This is a genomic window from Flavisphingomonas formosensis, assembly GCF_009755815.1.
GTDB lineage: Bacteria > Pseudomonadota > Alphaproteobacteria > Sphingomonadales > Sphingomonadaceae > Flavisphingomonas > Flavisphingomonas formosensis.
The window spans coordinates 264,631-284,906 of record NZ_WRPK01000008.1 but is presented as its reverse complement, the minus strand read 5'-3'; the positions used below and the strand labels follow the sequence as shown (position 1 = coordinate 284,906).

17 protein-coding genes are annotated in these 20,276 nt (G+C 66.8%); 12 read left to right on the top strand and 5 right to left on the bottom strand.

Going from position 1 to position 20,276, the window contains the following annotated elements; translation table 11 throughout:
* Positions 1-3 precede the first annotated feature (3 nt).
* The gene (locus tag GQY20_RS21765) at positions 4-1,245 is read right to left on the bottom strand and encodes a hypothetical protein (RefSeq protein ID WP_157219254.1); all 1,242 of its coding nucleotides are present in this window, start codon (positions 1,243-1,245) and stop codon (positions 4-6) included.
* Between the two features lie 145 nt (positions 1,246-1,390).
* Between GQY20_RS21765 and GQY20_RS21760 the strand changes: the two genes are divergently transcribed.
* From GQY20_RS21760 to GQY20_RS21710, 11 genes are all read left to right on the top strand, one after another.
* Positions 1,391-2,293: an SDR family NAD(P)-dependent oxidoreductase gene (locus GQY20_RS21760; protein WP_157219253.1), complete on the top strand. Its 903-nt coding sequence runs from the start codon at positions 1,391-1,393 to the stop codon at positions 2,291-2,293.
* Positions 2,294-2,307: 14 nt separating this feature from the next.
* The gene (locus GQY20_RS21755; protein WP_157219252.1) at positions 2,308-3,228 is read left to right on the top strand and encodes an NADP-dependent oxidoreductase; all 921 of its coding nucleotides are present in this window, start codon (positions 2,308-2,310) and stop codon (positions 3,226-3,228) included.
* 98 nt (positions 3,229-3,326) lie between these two features.
* Entirely contained in the window at positions 3,327-4,658 is a 1,332-nt protein-coding gene (locus GQY20_RS21750; RefSeq protein ID WP_198351113.1) for an aromatic ring-hydroxylating oxygenase subunit alpha, read from the top strand.
* 19 nt (positions 4,659-4,677) lie between these two features.
* The gene (locus GQY20_RS21745) at positions 4,678-5,166 is read left to right on the top strand and encodes an aromatic-ring-hydroxylating dioxygenase subunit beta (protein WP_157219250.1); all 489 of its coding nucleotides are present in this window, start codon (positions 4,678-4,680) and stop codon (positions 5,164-5,166) included.
* 17 nt (positions 5,167-5,183) lie between these two features.
* Positions 5,184-6,095, top strand: coding sequence for a VOC family protein (locus tag GQY20_RS21740; protein ID WP_157219249.1), 912 nt, complete (start codon positions 5,184-5,186; stop codon positions 6,093-6,095).
* Between the two features lie 3 nt (positions 6,096-6,098).
* Positions 6,099-6,887 (top strand): SDR family NAD(P)-dependent oxidoreductase, encoded by a 789-nt coding sequence (locus tag GQY20_RS21735; RefSeq protein WP_157219248.1) that lies wholly within the window; start codon positions 6,099-6,101, stop codon positions 6,885-6,887.
* 6 nt (positions 6,888-6,893) lie between these two features.
* Entirely contained in the window at positions 6,894-7,892 is a 999-nt protein-coding gene (locus GQY20_RS21730) for an amidohydrolase family protein (protein WP_157219247.1), read from the top strand.
* Complete coding sequence (locus GQY20_RS21725) at positions 7,889-11,374, top strand: indolepyruvate ferredoxin oxidoreductase family protein (protein ID WP_157219246.1); 3,486 nt, start codon at positions 7,889-7,891, stop codon at positions 11,372-11,374. Before GQY20_RS21730 ends, GQY20_RS21725 begins: the two co-directional genes overlap by 4 nt.
* A gap of 217 nt (positions 11,375-11,591) precedes the next feature.
* Positions 11,592-12,434, top strand: a complete 843-nt coding sequence (locus tag GQY20_RS21720) for an SDR family NAD(P)-dependent oxidoreductase (protein WP_157219245.1) — start codon at positions 11,592-11,594, stop codon at positions 12,432-12,434.
* Positions 12,435-12,701: 267 nt separating this feature from the next.
* Positions 12,702-13,469, top strand: a complete 768-nt coding sequence (locus GQY20_RS21715; protein ID WP_157219244.1) for an enoyl-CoA hydratase-related protein — start codon at positions 12,702-12,704, stop codon at positions 13,467-13,469.
* A 72-nt stretch (positions 13,470-13,541) separates the two neighbouring features.
* Positions 13,542-14,852 (top strand): hypothetical protein, encoded by a 1,311-nt coding sequence (locus GQY20_RS21710; protein ID WP_157219243.1) that lies wholly within the window; start codon positions 13,542-13,544, stop codon positions 14,850-14,852.
* 8 nt (positions 14,853-14,860) lie between these two features.
* Here GQY20_RS21710 and GQY20_RS21705 read toward each other — a convergent pair whose 3' ends face one another.
* The 4 genes from GQY20_RS21705 to GQY20_RS21690 form a co-directional block, all read right to left on the bottom strand.
* The gene (locus GQY20_RS21705) at positions 14,861-16,000 is read right to left on the bottom strand and encodes a thiolase family protein (RefSeq protein ID WP_157219242.1); all 1,140 of its coding nucleotides are present in this window, start codon (positions 15,998-16,000) and stop codon (positions 14,861-14,863) included.
* Between the two features lie 12 nt (positions 16,001-16,012).
* Positions 16,013-16,450, bottom strand: coding sequence for a Zn-ribbon domain-containing OB-fold protein (locus GQY20_RS21700; RefSeq protein WP_157219241.1), 438 nt, complete (start codon positions 16,448-16,450; stop codon positions 16,013-16,015).
* A gap of 72 nt (positions 16,451-16,522) precedes the next feature.
* On the bottom strand, positions 16,523-17,686 hold the full coding sequence (locus tag GQY20_RS21695; protein WP_157219240.1) for an acyl-CoA dehydrogenase family protein: 1,164 nt from the start codon (positions 17,684-17,686) through the stop codon (positions 16,523-16,525).
* Positions 17,687-17,689: 3 nt separating this feature from the next.
* Positions 17,690-18,904, bottom strand: coding sequence for an acyl-CoA dehydrogenase family protein (locus tag GQY20_RS21690; protein WP_157219239.1), 1,215 nt, complete (start codon positions 18,902-18,904; stop codon positions 17,690-17,692).
* Between the two features lie 166 nt (positions 18,905-19,070).
* Between GQY20_RS21690 and GQY20_RS21685 the strand changes: the two genes are divergently transcribed.
* A complete protein-coding gene (locus tag GQY20_RS21685) occupies positions 19,071-20,252 on the top strand; it encodes an acyl-CoA dehydrogenase family protein (RefSeq protein ID WP_157219238.1) in 1,182 nt (393 codons plus the stop codon).
* Positions 20,253-20,276: the final 24 nt, after the last annotated feature.

Genomic DNA, 20,276 nt, shown 5'->3' with positions numbered 1-20,276 from the left:
CCGTCAGGCGACGCCCCGTCCGGTCAGGCCGCCATGATTGCCCTGGACCTCGAAGCCGTAGGGTGCGTAGCGGCCGTTCAGGAAGACTTCGAACTGGGCGCGCCCGTGGCGCACGCGCCCGTCCGGCGCGGTGAGGGTGACGCGGGCGATATGCTCGACACCGTAGACTGTCTTGGTCTCGCCATTGCCGGGGAATCTGTGCTGGCAGGGCTGCCGGGAGAAATCATATTCGTCCCACTCCGAGGCCGGGCTACGGCCGTGCCAGCTGTGGATGGTGCCGCCGTCGCTCCACGCGCCGACATGATAGCCGATCTGGCCGAGCACATGGGGCGGGTGCGGGCAATCGAGCGCCACCGTCCAGCTGCCGCCGTCGGCATCGCGGAGGGTGACGACGCCGTCGGTGACAGAGCGGGTGCCCGGCCGCCAGTTGAGCCGATGGTCATAGTCGGCGAGGCGCAGCTTGCCGCCGGCCCAGCCGAAATCGATCGAGCCCTCGAACGGCACGCCGAACGCATCGTTCAGGACCACGCGCTCGCCGTCCGGCCCTTCGTGGAAATGGAAGTAGCTCGACAGATCCTCCGCTTCCAGAAAGCAGGAGAAGCGCAGTGCGCGCGGGATGGCGGGCGGATCGCTCGGCGGCAGCCAGTTGGACGCGGGGGCGAGAGGTGGTCGGCTCTCGTAGATCCCCCAGGAGCGGTCGCGCGATCCGCCCCACGGCGCGTCCTCCGACATGGCATAGCGCTGTCCAGTGATCTCCAGCCAGCCGGTGCAGCGGCCGACCTGATGGTAGCGGCTCTGGTCCGTGGTGAGCCGTCCCGCCCGCACGGCGCGGTGGTGGATGGCGAGATGGCAGGGCGACAGGCCGTGCCAGACGACGTCGAAGGCGATGCCGGACTCGTTGGCGTCGCAGGTCAGCCGGATTGCCTTCAGGGGCTCGACGAACTGGTAGCGCAGCGGGCCGATCGCGACGGAGAAGTCCTCCCGCCAGATCCGGCTCAGCCGCAGCGCGCGCTGCACGCCGCGGACGTTGGTGTTCACATAGCCGCCGATGATGTTGCTGTTCGGCGCGATGCGCATGCCCGTCCAGAGCTGCACGCCGCTCTCCAGATCATAGGCGAGGAAATAATAGCCGTCGTCCCAGGCCGGATCGGAGTTCGGCACATAGGACATCGGATAGGGCGTCGCGTGGAACGGATATTCGTCCATCGGCGTCAGCGCCATCTTCTCGAAATCCTGCTCGATCATCTCTCTCCCTCCTCCGGCTTCGAGGCCCTCTGGCGATCGCGTGGCGTTGACACGCCCCTTGCCGTCAAATAAGTCGCACAGCATATAGTTTGCAACATCACAATTAGCATGATTGCTAATTTCGAGAGGGAAGCTGGAGGGACCGATGGGAATCTGTGACGGACGTGTGGCGATCGTGACCGGGGCGGGGCGGGGCGTCGGCAAGGCCTATGCGCTGAAGCTCGCGCAGGAGGGCGCGAAGGTGATCGTCAACGATCTGGGCGGAACCGCGTCCGGCGAAGGCGCCGACATGTCCCCGGCGCAGGAGGTGGTCGACGAGATCCGCGCCGCCGGCGGCGAGGCGGCGGTCAACGGCGCCGACGTCTCCGACTGGCAGCAGGCGCAGGAGATGATCCAGCAGGCGATCGACACCTTCGGCGGGCTCGACATCCTCGTGAACAATGCCGGCATCCTGCGCGACCGGATGATGGTCAACATGACCGAGCAGGATTGGGATCTCGTCATCAAGGTGCATCTCAAGGGCACCTTCGCGCCCAGCCATCATGCGGCCAATTATTGGCGGCTGGAGAGCAAGGCCGGCCGCCAGCGCAATGCCCGCATCATCAACACCAGCTCGGGCTCGGGCCTGTTCGGCAATATCGGCCAGTCCAACTATGGCGCCGCCAAGGCCGGCATCGCCGCCTTCTCGATCATCACCGCACGCGAGCTCTCGCGCATCGGCGTCACCGTGAACGCGATCGCGCCGCGCGCCCAGACCCGCATGACCGAGGGGCTGCGCGAGGTGACGGGCGAGATGCTCGAGCGGCGCGATCCCGAATGGATCGCTGCGCTGATCGCCTTCCTGGCGAGCCCGGCGGCGGCCGACATCAGCGGCCGCGTCTTCGCCGAGGTGTGGGGGTTCGGCTATACGGTCGGCGACGGGTGGAACCACGGCCCGCGCGCGCCGGCCTTCCGCGACGCCAAGGAGGTGGAGGGGCCGCTCCGCCACGCGCTCGCCGCCGCCGGCTATAATTCGGGCATCGAGCGCGACACCTTCGTCAACCCTTGAGCAGGAGGCCTGCCATGAAGATCATGCGTGCGCATGCGTTCGGCGGTCCCGACATCCTGGTGCTCGACGAGGTCGAGGCGCCCGCGCCCGGCGCGGGCCAGATCCTGGTGCGGACGAAGGCGATCGGCGTCAATCCGGTCGACTGGAAGCTGCTCAGCGGCACGGCGCCGGTGCTCCCGCCGCTGCCGCTGGTCCCGGGCGGCGACATCGCCGGCATCGTCGATGCCGTCGGCGCGGGCGTGGAGAGCGTGAAAGCCGGCGATCCGGTGATCGCCCATCCCGGTCTGACCGGCTGCTATGCCGAAGCGCGGGTGATGGATGCGGCCCATGCCGCGCCGCTGCCCGAGGGCTTCAGCTTCGCGGAAGGGGCGAGCCTGCCGCTCGTCGGGCTCACCGCCTGGCAAGGGCTGCGGGCCGATGGGCGCGATCTCGCTGGCCTAACCGTGCTGATCCACAATGCCGCCGGCGGCGTCGGCACGGTGGCGGTGCAGATGGTGAAGGCCAGGGGCGGACGGGTGGTTGCCACCGCGTCGCCCGCCAATACCGATTTCGTGCGCGCGCTCGGCGCGGACGAGGTGGTCGATTTCCGCACCGCGCCGGTCGAAGGGCGTTCGCAGGATATCGACATCCTCCTCGATCTGGTCGGCAATTCGAAGGAGACCGGTCTCTGGTCGCTCGTCCGGTCCGGCGGCTCGGTGATCCGCATCGCCGGCGGCGCCGACGCGGCCGCGTTCGAGGAACTGAAGGGCGTGCGTGCCTATAAGGTGCGGGTGCGGCCGAGCGGCGCGCAACTCGGCGAGATCGCGGCACTGGCTTCGCAGGGGCTCATCCGCGCCGAAATCGCCCTCCAGCTGCCCTTCGCCCGGGCGGCCGAGGCGCTCGCAGCGAGCAAGGGCGGCCATGTCCGCGGGAAGATCGTCCTCACCGTCGATTAATCTGCGACCACCCTCGGAAGACTGTTGCCAAAAAAGGTTAGTATACGTACCATATGCGGGCGAACTGGTCGGGAATCGACCATAAAAGGAGAGACGATATGGCCCTCTACGATCCGATCCGAGAGGAATTGGTGAAGGCCGATCTGGCGCAGGGCAGCTTTCGCGTCCATCGCGACGCCTATCGCAGCGCCGAGGTGTTCGAGCGCGAGAAGGAGCAGATCTTCTCGAAATGTTGGCTCTATCTGGGTCATGATACCGAGCTCAAGAAGAAGGGCGATTTCCATGCGCGGCGCGTGGGCGGACGCGACCTCATCTTCATCCGCGACAAGAAGGGCGAAGTGCGCGCCCATTATAACAGCTGCACGCACCGCGCCGCCAAGGTGTGCCGCGAGCGGACAGGCAATGCCCGCAACTTCACCTGCCCCTATCATGGCTGGGTGTTCAGCTCCGAAGGCGACCTCGTCTCGCAGAATACCCAGACCGGCTATGCCGAGGGGATTAACGCGGACGGCCATCTCGATCTGCGTTCGGTGGAGCGTCTGGAGGAATATCGCGGCTTCTGGTTCGTCAATTACAATCCCAACGCAATAAACCTCTACGACTATCTCGACGGTGCACGCGACCAGATCGACGCGTTGTGCGACCAGACCGAGGGGCAGCAGATCATCCTTTCGGGCGAACACACTTATTCGATCCGCGCCAATTATAAGCTGCTCTGCGAGAACAGTTATGACGGCTACCATCTCTTCCCGGTCCACGCCTCTTATTTCGATTATTTGCGCGATCAGATGGTGGGCACGCCCGGTGAGGGGCTGATCGACAAGACGCTGCAGAGCTATAACACCGCCGGCTGCGCGCGCGCGCTCGGCAACGGCCATGCCGTGCTCGACAGCTATGTGCCGACCGGCCGGCCGATCGCGCAGTGGCTGCCCTCGATGGGCGCGGGCACCAGGCCCGAGATCGAGGCGCGCTATGCCAGCCTGGTCCGCCGGCTCGGCGAGGAGCGCGCCAAATATATCGCCGAGACGCAGAAGAATCTGGTGATCTTCCCGAACCTAGTGATCAACGACATCCTGTCGGTGACCGTGCGGGTGATCGAGCCGGAATCCGAGAACAAGATCCGCGTCACCGCCTGGGCGATGGGCCCGGACGACGAGAGCGAGGAGCTGCGCGCGCTGCGGCTCGACAATTTCGTCTCCTTCCTCGGGCCGGCCGGCTTCGGCTCGCCCGACGACATCGAGATGCTGGAGATCTGCCAGGACGCGGCCGATCACACGCCGATCGAATGGAGCGAGATTTCCAAGGGCTTCGGCAAGGTCGAGAACCCGCTCTATGGCGCGGGCATGCCGGACGACGAGATCCAGATGCAGGCCTATTGGACGATGTGGGATCGCGTGATGCGCGGAATCGACACGCTCGAGAAGAAATAGAACGGGGGCAATTCGAACGATGACCATGACCCGATCCGAGGTAGAGGATTTTCTGTTCCGCGAAGCCGAGCTGCTGGACGGCTGGAAGACGGAGGAATGGGCCGAACTCTATAGCGAGGACGCGCTGTACGAGGTGACGTCGCCGGCGTGCGAGGATCCCCTCGGCGCCGATGCTCGCAACACTCTGTTCCTGGTGTCGGACCGGATCGACCGGATCCGCGGCCGCGCCAAGCGGCTGACCAAGAAGACGGCCCATGCCGAATATCCGCGCTCCAAGACGCGGCACATGGTCAGCAACGTGCGGATCAGTGCCGGCGACGACGGCTCGACGAAGGCCCGCGCCAATTTCGCGGTGTTCCGCACCAAGGAGGATACCAGCACCGTCTATATGGGCGAGGCGCTGTTCACCCTGGTCGAGACGCCCGAGGGCGTGCGCATTCGGCACAAGCGCTGCGTGCTCGATCTCAACAGCCTCTACAATCAGGGGCGGCTCACCATAATCCTGTAACGGGCGAGGACAGACAGATGGGAGTGGATTTCCGGTATCGCCGCCTTGGCTATCTCGCGCTGAACGTCAGCGATATCGAGAAGTCCGCGGCATTCGCCACCAACGTGTTCGGCATGGATGCGGCGGGTGAGGGCGCGGACGGCGCCCGCTTCTTCCGTATCGGGCCGCAGCATCACGACGTGATGCTGATCCCCGCCGAAAAGCCCGGCTTCGTCCGGTCGAGCTGGGAACTCGAGACCGAGGAGGATCTCGATCGAGCGCTTGCCCATTATCAGCGCATCGGCCTCGCCCCACAGCTCATCCCGCAGGAAGAGGCGGCGATGCTCGGTCTGGAGCGCGCCTTCCGCATCGTCGAGCCGAAGCTCAACACCGTGTGGGAATATTATGCGCGGATGAGCTATACGGTCGCGCCGCGGCAGAACCGGCTGACCAATTTCCAGGGCGGCAAGCATTACGGCCTGGTGATCCCTGACTGCAAGGCGGTCACGGACTATATGGTCGAGAATATGGGCTTCCTGGTCTCCGACTATCTGGAGGGTTGGCGCGCGTCGCTGCTCAGGGCCTTCCCCAATCCCAACCATCACAGCTTCGCGCCGCTGCAGTTTCCGGCGCCCCGGCCGACCTTCCATCATCTCGCCTTCATGGTCGACGAGATCGATGACATCGGCAAGCTGTTCAACCGGATCAAGCGCTATGACGTGCAGATCCAATTCGGTATCGGTCGTCATCCGACGTCGGGCAGCATCCATCTCTATATCTACGATCCCGACTATTTCGTCTGGGAATATACGCTCGGCATGGAGCAGTTCCCGGAGACGGGCGCGCGCGAGCCGAGACGGATGTCGGCCGATCCCGCCAATTTCGATCTCTGGGATGCCGTGCCGGATACGCAGCATGCCGCCAAATTCCCCGGCCTGGTGACGGGCTGAGCGATGGCGGGACTTTCCGGAAAGATCGCGGTCGTCACCGGCTCCGCGCGCGGCATCGGCAAGGCGATCGCGATGCGGCTGGCGCGCGAGGGTGCGGCGCTCGCGGTCAGCGACGTCAATGGCGAGGGCCTGCCGGCGCTCTGTGCCGAGCTGGAGGCAGCGGGCGCACCCAAAGCGATCGGCCACGCCGCCGATCTCAGCAGGGAGGAGGGCGCCGCGGGCCTGCTGGAGGCGGTGCTCGCCGCCCATGGCCGCTGCGACATATTGGTGAACAATGCCGGCGGCGGCGTGATCCGGCCCTTTCTCGAGCATACCGCCGAGACGCTGCGCCAGACCATCGACCGCAATCTGTGGACCACGCTCTGGTGCACCCGCGCCTTCCTGCCCGGCATGCTCGAACGCAGCTATGGCCGCGTCATCAACGTCGGCGCGGATTCGGTGCACACCGGCACCTACAGCCATGCCGGCTACAATGCGGCCAAGGGCGGCGTCCATGCACTGGTGACGGGCCTCGCCTTCGAATTTGCGAGGCACGGCGTCACCTTCAACGTCGTCTCCCCCGGCGGCGTGCTCACCGAGGATCTGCAGGCGATGATGAGCGACGATCCGGAAGTCCTCGCCAAATATAGGATGAGCGTGCATCCCCGCGATGTCGCCAAGCGCGAGATCCCGTCGCAGCGCTTCACCGAGATGGGCGAGGTCGCGGCCTATGTCGCCTTCCTCGCGAGCGACGATGCCGCCGCGGTCAACGGCCAGATCCATTCGATCAACGGCGCGCAGTGGATGATGTGACGCGCGATGATCGTCGATTTCCATAACCACTTCATCCCGGAGAGCTTCCCGGCCAAGCCCGCGGCGGTCGACGAGCCCGCCTGGCCGAGCCTGCGTCTCGCCGCCGACGAGGACTCGGCGACGATGTTCGTCGGCGAAAGGCCGTTCCGCGATTTTGATGCTCTCTACTGGGACATTGATCGCCGGATCGGTGCGATGGACGCGGCGGACGTCGACGTCCAGCTGCTCTCGCCGCTGCCCGAACTCCTCTCCTACTGGCTCGCCCCGGAGGCGGGACGGATCCTCACAGACGCGATGAACCGGGAGTGCGCCCGCATGGTCGCGCGCTCCGGCCGGCGGCTGCGCGGCATGGGCGTGCTCGCGCTGCAGGATCCTGACCATGCCCGCGCGCAGGTCGCCGAGGTCGCCCGGCTCGGCCTGTCTGGTCTCTTCGTCGGCAGCCACGTCAACGGCACCTCGATTGCGGCGGAGATCTTCCACCCCGTGCTCGCGGAAGCTGAGGCGCGCCGGTTGCCGCTGTTCGTCCACGGTATCAAGCCGGGCGGGCTGGAGCGGATCGAGGGGCCGGCGCTGATGGGCGCTGTGGTCGGCATACCCTATGAGGGCACGATGGCGCTCGCCGGCTTCATGGCGACCGACATCTTCGCGCGCTTTCCCGAGCTCCAGATCGTCTTTGCCCATGGCGGCGGCATGATCGGCTCGGTGATCGACCGCATGGAGCTGGTCTGGCGCAAATTTCCCGGCGCGATGCAGGGCCGGCTCAAGCAGCCGCCGACCGATTATGTGCGGCGCTTCTGGTACGACACGGTGGTCTTCTCGCCCGAGAACCTCGCCTATCTCGCCACCCGCCTCGGCGCCGATCGGATCCTCGCCGGCAGCGACGGGCCGACCGAGATCGGCCAGGCCGACCTGCCCGCCTTCGTCGCCGCGGCCGGCCTTTCCGAAGGCGATCGCCTGGCCATCCTCGGCGGCAATGCCGCCCACTTGCTGGAATTGCACCCATGACCAAGACCGCCGTCCGCCTCGACGACAAATATACCCAGGCCGAGGGGAGGATCTACATCTCCTCCAACCAGGCGCTGGTCCGCCTGCCGATGATGCAGCGCCAGCGCGATCTGGCCGCGGGGCTCAACACTGCCGGCTACATCACCGGCTATCGCGGCTCGCCGCTCGGCGTCTACGACAGCAATCTCTGGGCGGCCTCGGCGCTCCTCAAGGAGAACCACATCCGCTTCACGCCCGGCGTGAACGAGGAACTGGCGCTGACCTCGATCCGCGGCAGCCAGTGGCTGCATTATTACCAGCAGGCGAAATATGACGGCATCTTCGCCATCTGGTACGCCAAGAATCTCGGCGTGGATCGCGCCTTCGAGGTGATGCGCCAGGGCAATCTGGAAGGCAGCGCCAAAAATGGCGGCGTGCTGGTGATCGGCGGCGACGATACCGGCGGCAAGTCGACGGTGACGGCGACCTCCTCCGATCCGGTGTGGAAGGCGGCGCTGATGCCGATCCTCTATCCGGCGAACACGCAGGAATATCTCGATTTCGGCCTGCTCGGCTGGGCGCTGTCGCGTTTCGCGGGCGTCTATACCGCCTTCAAGGTGGTGACCGACACGATCGAGCGCACCTCGACGGTGGACGTCGATCCTGCCCGCTCGCTGCCGGTCATTCCCGATTTCACCATGCCGCCCGGCGGCCTCAACAAGATCAAGGGCGACATCTTCCCGCTGCCGATCGAGCGGCGCCTCGTCGAATATAAGCTGCCCGCCGCGCAGGCATTCGCCCGCGCCAATGGCTTCGACAAGGTGATCTTCGATTCCGACCGGCGCGAGCTCGGTATCGTCACCGCCGGCAAGCCCTATCTCGACGTGCGCGAGGCGCTGGCCGAGCTCGGCATCGACGAGGCGCGCGCCCGCGCGCTCGGCATCCGGCTGTACAAGCTCGGCATGACCTTCCCGATCGAGCCGGAGGGGGCGCTGGCCTTCGCCCGCCGCCACCGCGAGCTGCTCGTGGTCGAGGAGAAGAGCGCCTTCGTCGAGGAGCAGCTCGTCGCGCTGCTCTATTCCGCCCGTGCCGACGAGCGGCCGGAGCTGACCGGCAAGAAGGATCCGTCCGGCGCGCGGCTGATCCCCGATTTCGGCGAGACCTCGGTCACTCTCGTCATCGACGTGCTGGTCGCGCGGATCGAGGCGCTGGGCATTGCCGACGAGGCGCTGAAGGAGCGGATCGCCCGCATCCGCGAGGCCAAGACCAAGGTGCACCAGATCAAGCCCACCGGGCTGATGCGCACCGCCTTCTTCTGCTCGGGCTGCCCGCACAACACGTCGACCCGCACCGTCGACGGCAGCCTCACCTTCGCGGGCGTCGGCTGCCACGGCCTGTCGGCGATGTTCATGCCGGACCGGCCGACCGAATGGTCCGCGCAGATGGGCGGCGAGGGCATGCTCTGGGCCGGGCTCCATCCCTTCATCGACGTGCCCCACGCCTTCCAGAATATCGGCGACGGCACCTATTTCCACTCCGGCCTCCTCGCCATTCGCGCCGCCGTCGCGAGCGGGGCGACGATGACCTACAAGCTGCTCTACAACGATGCGGTGGCGATGACCGGCGGCCAGCCGGTGGACGGCACGCTTACCGTCGAATCCATGGCCAATCAGGTCTATTGGGAAGGCGTGAAGCCGATCGTCATCGTCACCGACGAGCCGGACAAATATCCCTCCGACATTCGCTGGCCGGCGGGCACGACCGTGCGGCACCGGCGCGAGCTGGAGGAGGTGCAGCGCGAGATGCAGCAGCATCCCGGCGTCTCGGCGATCATCTACGACCAGACCTGCGCTGCCGAGAAGCGCCGCCGCCGCAAGCGCGGCAAGTTCCCGAACCCGCCCAAGCGCGTCTTCATCAACCAGGAAGTGTGCGAGGGCTGCGGCGATTGCAGCAAGAAATCGAACTGCGTCTCGGTCCAGCCGGTCGACACCGAGTTCGGCCGCAAGCGCAAGATCGACCAGAGCCAGTGCAACAAGGATTTCTCCTGCCAGGACGGCTTCTGCCCCTCCTTCGTCAGTGTCCTCGGCGGCGAGCCGCGCAAGTTCGGCGCGGCCTTCCGCGATGAGGAACTGGTGAGCGTGTTCGGCGCGCTGCCCGCGCCGCCGCAGCGCGCCCATGACGGGGTCTACAACATCCTGCTGACCGGCATCGGCGGCACCGGCGTGCTCACCGTCGCGGCGATCGCCGGCATGGCCGCGCATCTCGACAACAGGGGCGCCAGCGTCATGGACATGACCGGCATGGCGCAGAAGGGCGGCGGCGTGCTCAGCCATATCCGCATCGCGCCCTCGCCGGAGCAGCTCCATGCGCCGCGCCTGTGGAACCAGGCCGCCGATCTCGTCATCGGCTGCGACATGGTGGTCACCACCAGCCCGGCGACGCTCGACATGGTCGCGCCGGACACCGCGATCATCGTCAACACGGAGGTGGTGCCGACCGCGCAGTTCCAGTCCAACAACGCGATCAACTTCGGTGCCGAAGGCCAGCTCGAGGCGCTGCGCAGCGTCGTCGGGGACAATGTCGACGGCATCTCCGCGACGCAGATCGCCACCAAGCTGATGGGCGACAGCATCACCACCAACATGTTCATGCTCGGCTACGCCGTGCAGAAAGGACTGGTGCCGCTCTCGCTCGCCTCGATCGGGGAAGCGATCAAGCTCAACGGCTCGCAGGTCAAGTCGACCTTGCAGGTGTTCAACTGGGGCCGGCTGGCGGCGCACGATCCGGCCAAGCTCGACGATTATATCGCGCGCACCGGCCTGCACGCGGTGGACGAGCCGGTCTCGCAGGATCTCGACACGCTGATCGCGCGGCGGATCGAGCATCTCACCGGCTACCAGAATGCCGGCTATGCGCGGGCCTATGCCGATTTCGTCGGCACGGTACGCGCGGCCGAAACGGCGGCGGGCCTCGGCGGCGATCTCAAGGTCACCACCGCGGTCGCGGGCTGTCTCTCCAAGCTCATGTCCTACAAGGACGAATATGAGGTGGCCCGGCTCTATGGCGCTCCCGCGTTCCGTGAGCGGTTGGAGCAGGCGTTCGAGGGCGATTACACGCTGAAGGTGCAGCTTGCCCCGCCGCTGATCGCACGGCCCGCCAAGCCCGGCGGCGAGCCGAAGAAGATCGAGTTCGGGCCGTGGATCTTCACCGGATTCCGGCTCCTGGCGAAGCTGAAGGGCCTGCGCGGCACAGCCTTCGATATCTTCGGCAAGACGGCGGAGCGGCGCATGGAGCGGCGGCTGATCGGCGAGTATCGCGCGACGATCGAGGCGCTGCTGCCCCGCCTGTCGCCCGCCACCCAGGGCCAGATTGCTGCGATCGCGTCGCTGCCCGAGATGGTCAAGGGCTATGGCCCGATCAAGGACGCCAATGTCGCGCTCTACGAGGCGGAGAAGACGAAGCTGCTCGCCGCGCTCGATGCGCCGGTTCCCGCGGCAGCGTGAGCGCTTAAGCCGGCTCCCGCCAGTGGGCTACCGGATTCACCCGTCGTTTTGCCGCGTCATGCCAGCGGAAGCTGGCATCGCTCTCGACAGGCAGCCGGGCGACCGTGGAAAGCGACCCCCAGCGTCCGCTGGGGTGACGAAGAAGAAAAGCACCGAATCAACGATGGGGAATGCCGCAACCCGCAAGCGGGAGAGGGCTCAATGAAAGGAGAGGCGCATGGGACGCATGGTGCTGATGACCGGCGGCGGACGCGGGCTCGGCCGGGTGATGGCGCATGCCCTCGCCGCGGACGGGCACAGCCTGCTGCTCTCCTCGCGCAGCGAGGACACGCTGATCCAGACCGCCGCCGAATGCCGCGCGCTCGGCGCGCCGCGCGTCGAGCATGCGCTCGCCGACCTCGCCGAACCGGGCGAGGCCGAGCGGCTGGCCGATCTTGCGCTGGAGCGCTTCGGGCGGGTCGACATTCTCGTCAACAATGCCGGCGTCGCGATCAACGAGGTCTCCAAGGACTATCTGGTCAATCCCTATCGTTTCTGGCGATCGGATCGGGCGATCATCGAGCGCTATCTGGCGATCAACGTCGTCGCGCCGATGATGCTCGCCATCCGCCTCGTCGACCAGATGAAGCAGCGCGGCTGGGGCCGCATCGTCGCCAACACGACCAGCCTCGACACGATGCTGCGCAGCTCGCTCTACGGCGGTTCCAAGGCGGGGCTCGAGGCGGAGACCGCGATCATGGCGAGCGACCTTGCCGGCACCGGCGTCACCGCCAACGTGCTGGTGCCGGGCGGCGGCTGCGGATCGCGGATGACCGACGAGATGGGGCTGCCGCGCGAGGCGGTGCTGCCGCCCGAGATCATGGGGCCGCCGATGGCCTTCCTCGCCTCCGATGCGGCGGACGGCATCAACGGCCGCCGCATCCAGGCCCGGCTCTGGGATCCCGTGCTGCCGCCGCTGGAGGCGATGGCGGCGGCAGGCGACGTGATCGCGTGGACGGGCTGCGGCATCCAGGGGCAGCAACCCGCCCAGGTCCAGGCAAGCGCGCCGGGGCGTTATTGAGGGGGGTTCCCTCCTCGCGTGTGGGACATAAGTCCGCGTCATCCCGGCGAAAGCCCGGATCGCTGTCCACTTTGGGCTGCTCGCCTATCGAGAGCGATCCCGGCTTTCGCTCTACGGGATGCACCGATCGTTGATGGGGAGCTTTCAGCATCGTCACCCCAGCGGAAGCTGGGGTCACTCTCCACCATCACCCGGCTGCCCGTCGAGAGCGATGCCAGCGTCCGCTGGCATGACGTCGATCGAAGAACGAGACAAGGAGAGAAGGCCATGGAATTCTGCCGGGTCGAGCGGGACGGCGCCGTCCTCATCGTGACGATGGCCTATCCCGAGAAGCTCAACGCGTTGGTGCCCGAATCCCACCGCCAGATGGTGGCGATCTTCAACGCCTTCGAGGCCGATCCCGATCTCCATGTCGCGATCCTGACGGGGGAGGGCAGGGCCTTCTGCGCGGGATCGGACATTTCCGCCTATGTCGCGGGCACCAATTTGCCTCTCCCACCGGAGGGCGGCGGCGGGCTCACCTATCATCGCGCGCTGACCAAGCCGGTGATCGCGGCGATCAACGGCCTGTGCATGGGTGGCGGCTTCGAGATCGCCCTGTCCTGCGACGTGCTGATCGCGGACGAGACCGCCGTCTTCGCATTGCCCGAGCCCAGGGTCGGCGCGGCGGCGCTCGGTGGCGGCCTCGTCCAGCTCGCCCGCAAGCTGCCGCCCTCGCTCGCTCTGTCGCTGGCGCTGACCGGCGACCGGCTCTCGGCCACGGACGCGCTGCGCTTCGGCTTGGTGAGTGCGCTCGCGCCGGCCGGACAGGTGGTGGAGGAGGCGAGGGCGCTCGCCCGGCGCATGCTGCGCTGCTCGCCGCTGTCCCTGCGCATCACTCGCCATATCCTGCGCATGGCGATCGAAGGCGCGCCGACCGAGGAGATCGACCGCGCGGAGACTGAACTGCGCCGCGAGAGCATGGCCAGCGCGGACTTCGCCGAAGGCATGGCGGCGTTCCTGGAGAAGCGGGAGCCGGTGTGGACGGGGCGGTAATTCGCCGGTTTGTGAACCTTCTTCTTTCTATCGCCCTCGCGGCAATCCCCAGGATCATGCCAGCCTTGCGGCATGAGCCAGACCGCCGACTACAGCCCCGCCCTGATCCCCGCCGCCCGCACGCTCGCCGAGCGCGGCGCGCTCTACACGGACCTCGCCACCGCATTCGGCGTGCCCTTCCAGACCATTCGCGACTGGAAGCAGCAGCATCCCGACTTCGCCGCCGCCTGCCGCCTGTCTCCCGAAGCGGCCGACGCCGCCGTCGAGCGCGCCCTCTTCCGGCTGGCCACCGGCCATGACCGCGAGACCGAGCATGTCGTCCTGCGTGACGGCGAGCTGGTCCGCACCACCGTCATCGAGCATGTCCCGCCCAACGACAAGGCCGCCACCTTCTGGCTGCGCATCCGCCGCCCCGAGCGCTGGGCCGCGCCGATGGTGATCCGAGGGGCCGGACCCGGCGATCTCACGCCCACCGAGGAGACGCTGCGCGAGATCGAGCATGTCGCCTATGAGGCCTGGTGCGCCGCGATCGACGGCGAGCCGGAGATGGAGGGCGACGCCGACACGCTCGCCCGCATCGACGCCCTCGCTCCTGCGACTGCGCCTGCCGACGACACCGATCCGCTTGAGATCCTGGAAACGCCCGCCCCATACCCGTCATCCCAGCGAAAGCTGGGATCGCTCTCCACGGGCGACCGGTCGACGGTTGAAAGCGATCCCAGCTTGCGCTGGGATGACGGGAAGGAGGGAGGCGATACCCTCCCTCATCGCATACACCCCCCGCTGCCCGATCTGATCATCGCACCCCTCGTCGAAGCCATCGACGCCGATCCGCCCGCACCCGCAGCGTGCTACGATCCCGCCATCATCCCCATCGCCCGCGCCCTCGCCGGACAAGGCGCGCTCGACCATGATCTCGCCCGCGCCTTCGGCGTCACGACCACCACCATCCGCCAGTGGACGCTCCGCCACGCCGCCTTCGGACAGGCCGTGTGCCTCCCCAAAAGCGTCGCCGACGATGCCGTCGAGGACGCCCTCTTCGCCCGCGCCACCGGCTACAGCCATGTCCGCGAGAAACTCCTGCGGAACGACAATGGCGACATCATCCGCACCCGGACCCGCGTCGAGCAGCCGCCCTCGCTCGCGGCCATCCTCTTCTGGCTCCGTCGCTGCCCCGACCACCGCTGGTCGCTGAACGCCCGCCCCGATCTCGATCCCGACGAGGCCGCCGCGCTCATCGCCGAGACCCGCGAGCGCGTCGCCGACTATGATCTCCACCGCCGCCACTGGCGCGCCCATGGCTGCGCTCCGCCCGGACGCGACGAGCCCGATCCGCCCGAATGGCTCTGGGACGAGGAGGAGGACTGGGACGAGCCGGCGTGACGCCGCGTTCACGCCTTCTCGAAGATATGCACCGCCGCGCTTGTCCCGAGGCCGACGACATGGGTCATGCCGATCTTCGCGCCGTCCACCTGCCGCTCGCCGGCATGGCCACGCAGATGCTGCGCGATTTCGTACATGTTGGCGATGCCGGTGGCCGCGATGGGATGTCCCTTGGAAAGCAGGCCACCCGAGACGTTGACCGGGATGGCGCCGCCGATCTCGGTCGATCCGTCACGGATCAGCCTCACGCCTTCGCCTTCGCCGCACAGCCCCAGATTCTCGTAATGCTGTAGCTCCACCGAGGCGAAGCAGTCGTGCAGCTCGACGAGGTCGATATCCCTGGGCTCGAGGCCGGCCATCGCATAGGCCTTTTCGGCGGCGAGGCGGGTCGGGCCGTTGACGTCGTGCATGATCGGATCGCGCTCCTGCCAGGGCGCCGAGGCCATGGCCGAGCCGCGGATGCGGATTGCGCGGTCCATCAGGCCGCGCTGCTTCACCTTCTCCTCCGACATGATCACCGCCGCGGCCGCGCCGTCGACATTGACCGAGCACATCAGCTTGGTCAGCGGCCAGGCGATGGTCTCGGCGCCGAGGACCATGTCGAGCGGCGTCTCCTTGCGCAGGAAGGCCTTGGGATTCATCGTCGCATTATGGTGATTCTTCACCGCGACCTGCGCAAAGTCCGCCTGGGTCGCGCCGGTGCGGGCGGCATATTCGATTCCCGATTCGCCGAACACGGCCGGCATGGTTGCCGAACCCAATATGCCTTCGGTCGGGATCGCGCCCGGCGCCGCCCCGCCCAGCATGCCGAGCCCGGTCATCTGCTCGACGCCGACGCACAGCACCGTGTCGAACTCGCCGGCCTTGATCGCGGTATAGGCCATGCGCACGGCCGAGGCGCCGGTGGAGCAGGCATTGACCAGATTGATGATCTGCACGCCGGTCTGGCCGATCTGCTGGAGGATGCGCTGGCCGATCATCGTCGTGTAGTTGCTGCCGGAGAAGACGGCCTGGATGTCGTGGATGGTGACGTCGGCCTCGTCCAGCGCTTCCAGTGCCGCCTGCGCGCCGAGCTGGGCCGGCGTGCGGTGCGGATAGCGCCCGAAGTCGATCATGTGGATGCCGACGATATAGATGTCCTGGCTCATGACTGCGCTCCCTCAGGCGGAAACCGGTTCGAAATAATGGGCGACATAGCTGTTGCCCTCCTTGTCCTTGCGGCCGAGCGCGTCGTCGAAGCAGACGCGCACGCGCTGGCCGGTCGCCACATCCTCGGGCTCGAAGCCCCTGGTGCCGCGCAGCGTGCCTTTCAGCGTCGGGCCGCCGTCGAGATCGACCACCGCCGAAACGAAGGGAACCTCCACGCCCGGAAAGCCACGGCGGACGATCACCGCCGAATGGAGCGTGCCCTCATGGGCGGGGGTGAACGTCTCCAGCGCCGCCTCCCGCGCGCCGCAGCGCGCGCAGGCCACGCGCTGGCTGTCCGCATAGGTGCTGCCGCAGGCGGTGCAGCGCTGCGCCACGAGGTCGGGCCGTCCCCGATCGTCGATCGTGATGAAAGGGAAGGCCGGACGGGGCAGGTCGGTGATGCTGGTCATGAACGGGTCTCTCATCCTGGTCCGCATATATAGTAAGTATGCGAACTGTTTTGAGGCGTACGAGCGGTGCGGTCAATAGGATTTCGGCAGGCCCAGCACCTTCTCGCCGATGAAGGAGAGGATCATCTGCTCCGACACCGGGGTCAGTCGGCCGAGCAGCACCTCTCGCAGATAGCGCTCGACATTATATTCCTTGGCATAGCCCATGCCGCCATGGGTCATTACCGCCTGCAGGCAGGCGGCATGGCCTGCCTGCCCGCCGAGCAGCTTGGCGGCATTGGCCTCCGCGCCGCAAGGTCGGCCACTGTCGTAGAGCCAGGCGGCCTTCATCGTCAGCAGCCAGGCCGCCTCCAGGTCCGCCCAGCATTGCGCGAGCGGGTGCTGGATCGACTGGTTCTGCCCGATCGGCCGATCGAACACGACACGGGTGCGCGCATAATCCGCGCCCTTGGCGAGCGCGCGCTGGCCGATGCCGATCACGTCGGACGCGACCAGGATGCGCTCCGGATTGAGGCTGTGCAGCAGGTAGCGGAAGCCCTTGCCTTCCTCGCCGACGCGGTCCTCCTCCGGCACCAGCAGATTGTCGAAGAAGGTCGCGTTCGAATCGACCGCGGCGCGCCCCATCTTCGGGATGCGCTGCACCTCGACCCGGCTTCGATCGAGATCGGTGTAGAACAGGGTCATGCCGGCGGTCGGATCGGCCGGATCGCGCGGCGACGTGCGCGTGAGCAGCAGGATCTTGTGCGCGACCTGCGCCGTCGAGGTCCAGAGCTTGCGGCCGTTGACCAGATAGCCGCCGTCCACCTTGTCGGCGCGCGTCGTGATCCGGGTGGTGTCGAGCCCGGCGTCGGGCTCGGTGACGCCGAAGCAGACCTGGGTGCGCCCGGCGATGAGATCGGGGATCCAGCGCCGCTTCTGCTCGGGCGTGCCGAACACCACGATCGGATGCGGGCCGAACAGGTTGATGTGGATGGTGGAGGCGGCGGCATAGGTGCCGGCGCTGCGCGTCACCGCGTTCATCATCACCGCCGCCGCGGTGACGCCGAGGCCGGAGCCGCCAAACTCCTCGGGCATGGTGATGCCCAGGAAGCCGGCGTCGGCCATGGCGCGGTGGAACTCGAAGGGGAAGCTCTCCTCCTTCTCCTTGCGGCGCCAGAACTCGTCGTCGAAGGCGTCGCAGATCCGCTCCACCTGGTCGCGGATGGCGAGGAGATCGTCGCTGAAGGCGAAGTCCATGGCTCAGGCCCGGCCCGTGGCGGCGCGCCACTCGGCCTGGCGCCTGAGCTCCACCTTCGCGATCGTCTCGCGGTGCACCTCGTCGGCGCCCTCGCCGATCCGCACCGTGCGCATATGCGCCCAGAGCTCCGGCAGGGGGGTGTCGTAGCTGAGGCCGGCGCCGCCGTGGAACTGCATGGCGCGGTCCAGCACGCGCAGCGCCATGTCGGGCGCCAGCACCTTGAGCTGCGCGATCTCGCCGCGCACCGCCTTCATGCCCTGTTCCTGCATGCGCCGTGCGGTCTGGACGATGAAGGCGCGGCAGGCGTCGATCTCGATCCGGCTGCGCGCGATCGCGTCGGTGACGACCTGGCGGTCGACCAGCGGGCGCCCGCCGATGATGCGCTTCTCCACCCAGGAGCAAAGCTCCATCATCGCCCGCTCGGCCGCGCCGATGGCGCCCATGCCGAGCTGGATGCGGCCGACGCCGAGCGTCGACTGCATCATCAGGAAGCCTTCTCCCTCCTTGCCGATCAGGTTCGCCGCCGGCACGCGGACATTGTCGAAGATCAGGTCGCAATGGCCGAAAGGCGCGTCGTCATAGCCCATCACCGTCTCGATCCGGCCGAGGCTGAGGCCCTTCGCCTCACGCGGCACGAGCACCATCGAATGGCGGGCATGGCGCGGGGCGGCGAGGTCGGTCGCGCCGAGCACGAGGATGAAGCGGCATTCGTCCATCGCGCCGCCCGTCGCCCAGCTCTTGACGCCGTTCAGCACATAGTCGTCGCCGTCGCGGCGGATGTCGAACTTGAGGTCGGTCGGATCGGACGAGGGCACGTTGCGCTCGGTGATCGAGATGCAGGAGCGGATCTCGCCGGCGAGCAGCGGCTTCATGTACCGCTCCTTGAGCTCGGTCGAGGCATGGGCGTTCATCGCCGTGCCGTTGGAGATGGTGCCGGTGTAGCAGTTGAAGATCTCCGGCCCGTGGTTGCACCAGTTCATGATCTCGCAGATCGGCGCATAGTCCATCAGCGAGAGGCCGCGCCCGCCGAGCTCGACCGGCATCGGGAACAGCCACAGGCCCTTCGCCTTGGCCTCGGCCCGCAGTTCGCGCATGATCGGCGTGTAGGTCCAGCGATTGGCCGCGGTCTGCAGCTGATGATGATGCTCCTGCTCGGTCGGGATCACCCGTTCGAGCATGAAGGCCTCCACTTCGCGGACCAATTTCTCGTTCGCCATCCTCGCCTCCTCCTGTCTCTTATTTATTGCGCTAGATTATCATGCGCTACATAACAATAGCGGATTGCGCGATCCGGAAGGGTGGGCGAGCGCGGATTTCCAAAATCGGCGGTTGATATATCGCTGGCGCATTGTTAGCCTGCGTATCAAATAACGGAGGACGAGGATGAGCGGCGTCTTTCTCAAGCTGGATCCCCTGAACTGGGAGACGGAAGAGAGCCCCTATGGCGAAGAGATGGAGATGTTCCGCAGCACCGTGCGGGCCTATTTCGAGCGCGAGGTGGAGCCGCGCTACCGCGAGTTCGAGGAAGCGGGCACCGATCGCGCGATCTGGAAGAAGGCCGGGGAATACGGCATTCTCGGCGCCACGATCCCGGAGGAATATGGCGGGCCGGGCGCCAATCGCTTCTCGATCATGGTCGCCGCCGAAGAGCTCGGCTATTCGCCCGCCGGCGCGACCGCGGGTTCCTTCATCGGCACCGATATCTGCACCAATTTCCTGGTCGATTACGGCACCGAGGAACAGAAGCGGAAATATTTCCCGCGCATCCTGACCGGCGATTGCGTGCAGGGCATGGGCATGACCGAGGCCGAATCGGGATCGGACGCGTTCGCCGCGCGCACCACCGCCGTCCGGGATGGCGACGAATGGGTGATCAACGGCAGCAAGATCTACATCTCGAACGGGGCCAAGGCCGATCTCGTCTATGTGCTGTGCAAGACGGCGCCGGAATTGCGCGCCAAGGGCATGAGCATGATCATCGTGGAAAAGGGCACGCCCGGTTTCACCCAGCGCCGCATGATCACCCAGGGATATAAGGGCGGCGACACCGGCGAATTGTTCTTCGACGACGTGCGCGTGCCGGTGGCCAATCTCGTCGGCCCGGAAAATGGCGCGGCGTCGATGTTCGTGCCCAACATGGCGCTCGACCGGCTGCAGATCGTCGCCCGCTCGATCGGCGCCGCCCAGCGCGCGTTCGAGATGACGCTCGATCATTGCCGCAACCGCAAGCTGTTCGGCCAGCGGCTGATCGATTTCCAGAACACCCAGTTCGTGCTGGCGCAAATGGAGACGGAGATCCGTGTCGGCCGTGCCTTCTACAATTCGCTGCTGCGCAAGGTCTCGGGCAACACCATCACCGATGCCGAAAGCTCGATGGCCAAGATCTGGCTGACCGAGCTCGAATTCCGCACGCTCGACAATTGCGTCCAGCTCTGGGGCGGCCAGGCGTGGATGGACGATCATCCGATCAGCCGCATGTTCACCGCCGCGCGCGTGCAGCGCATCTTCGCCGGCGCCACCGAACTCATGAAGCATACGCTCGGCCGCCGCTACACCGCGGCCTGACGATTGGACATAATCGGGGAGAGC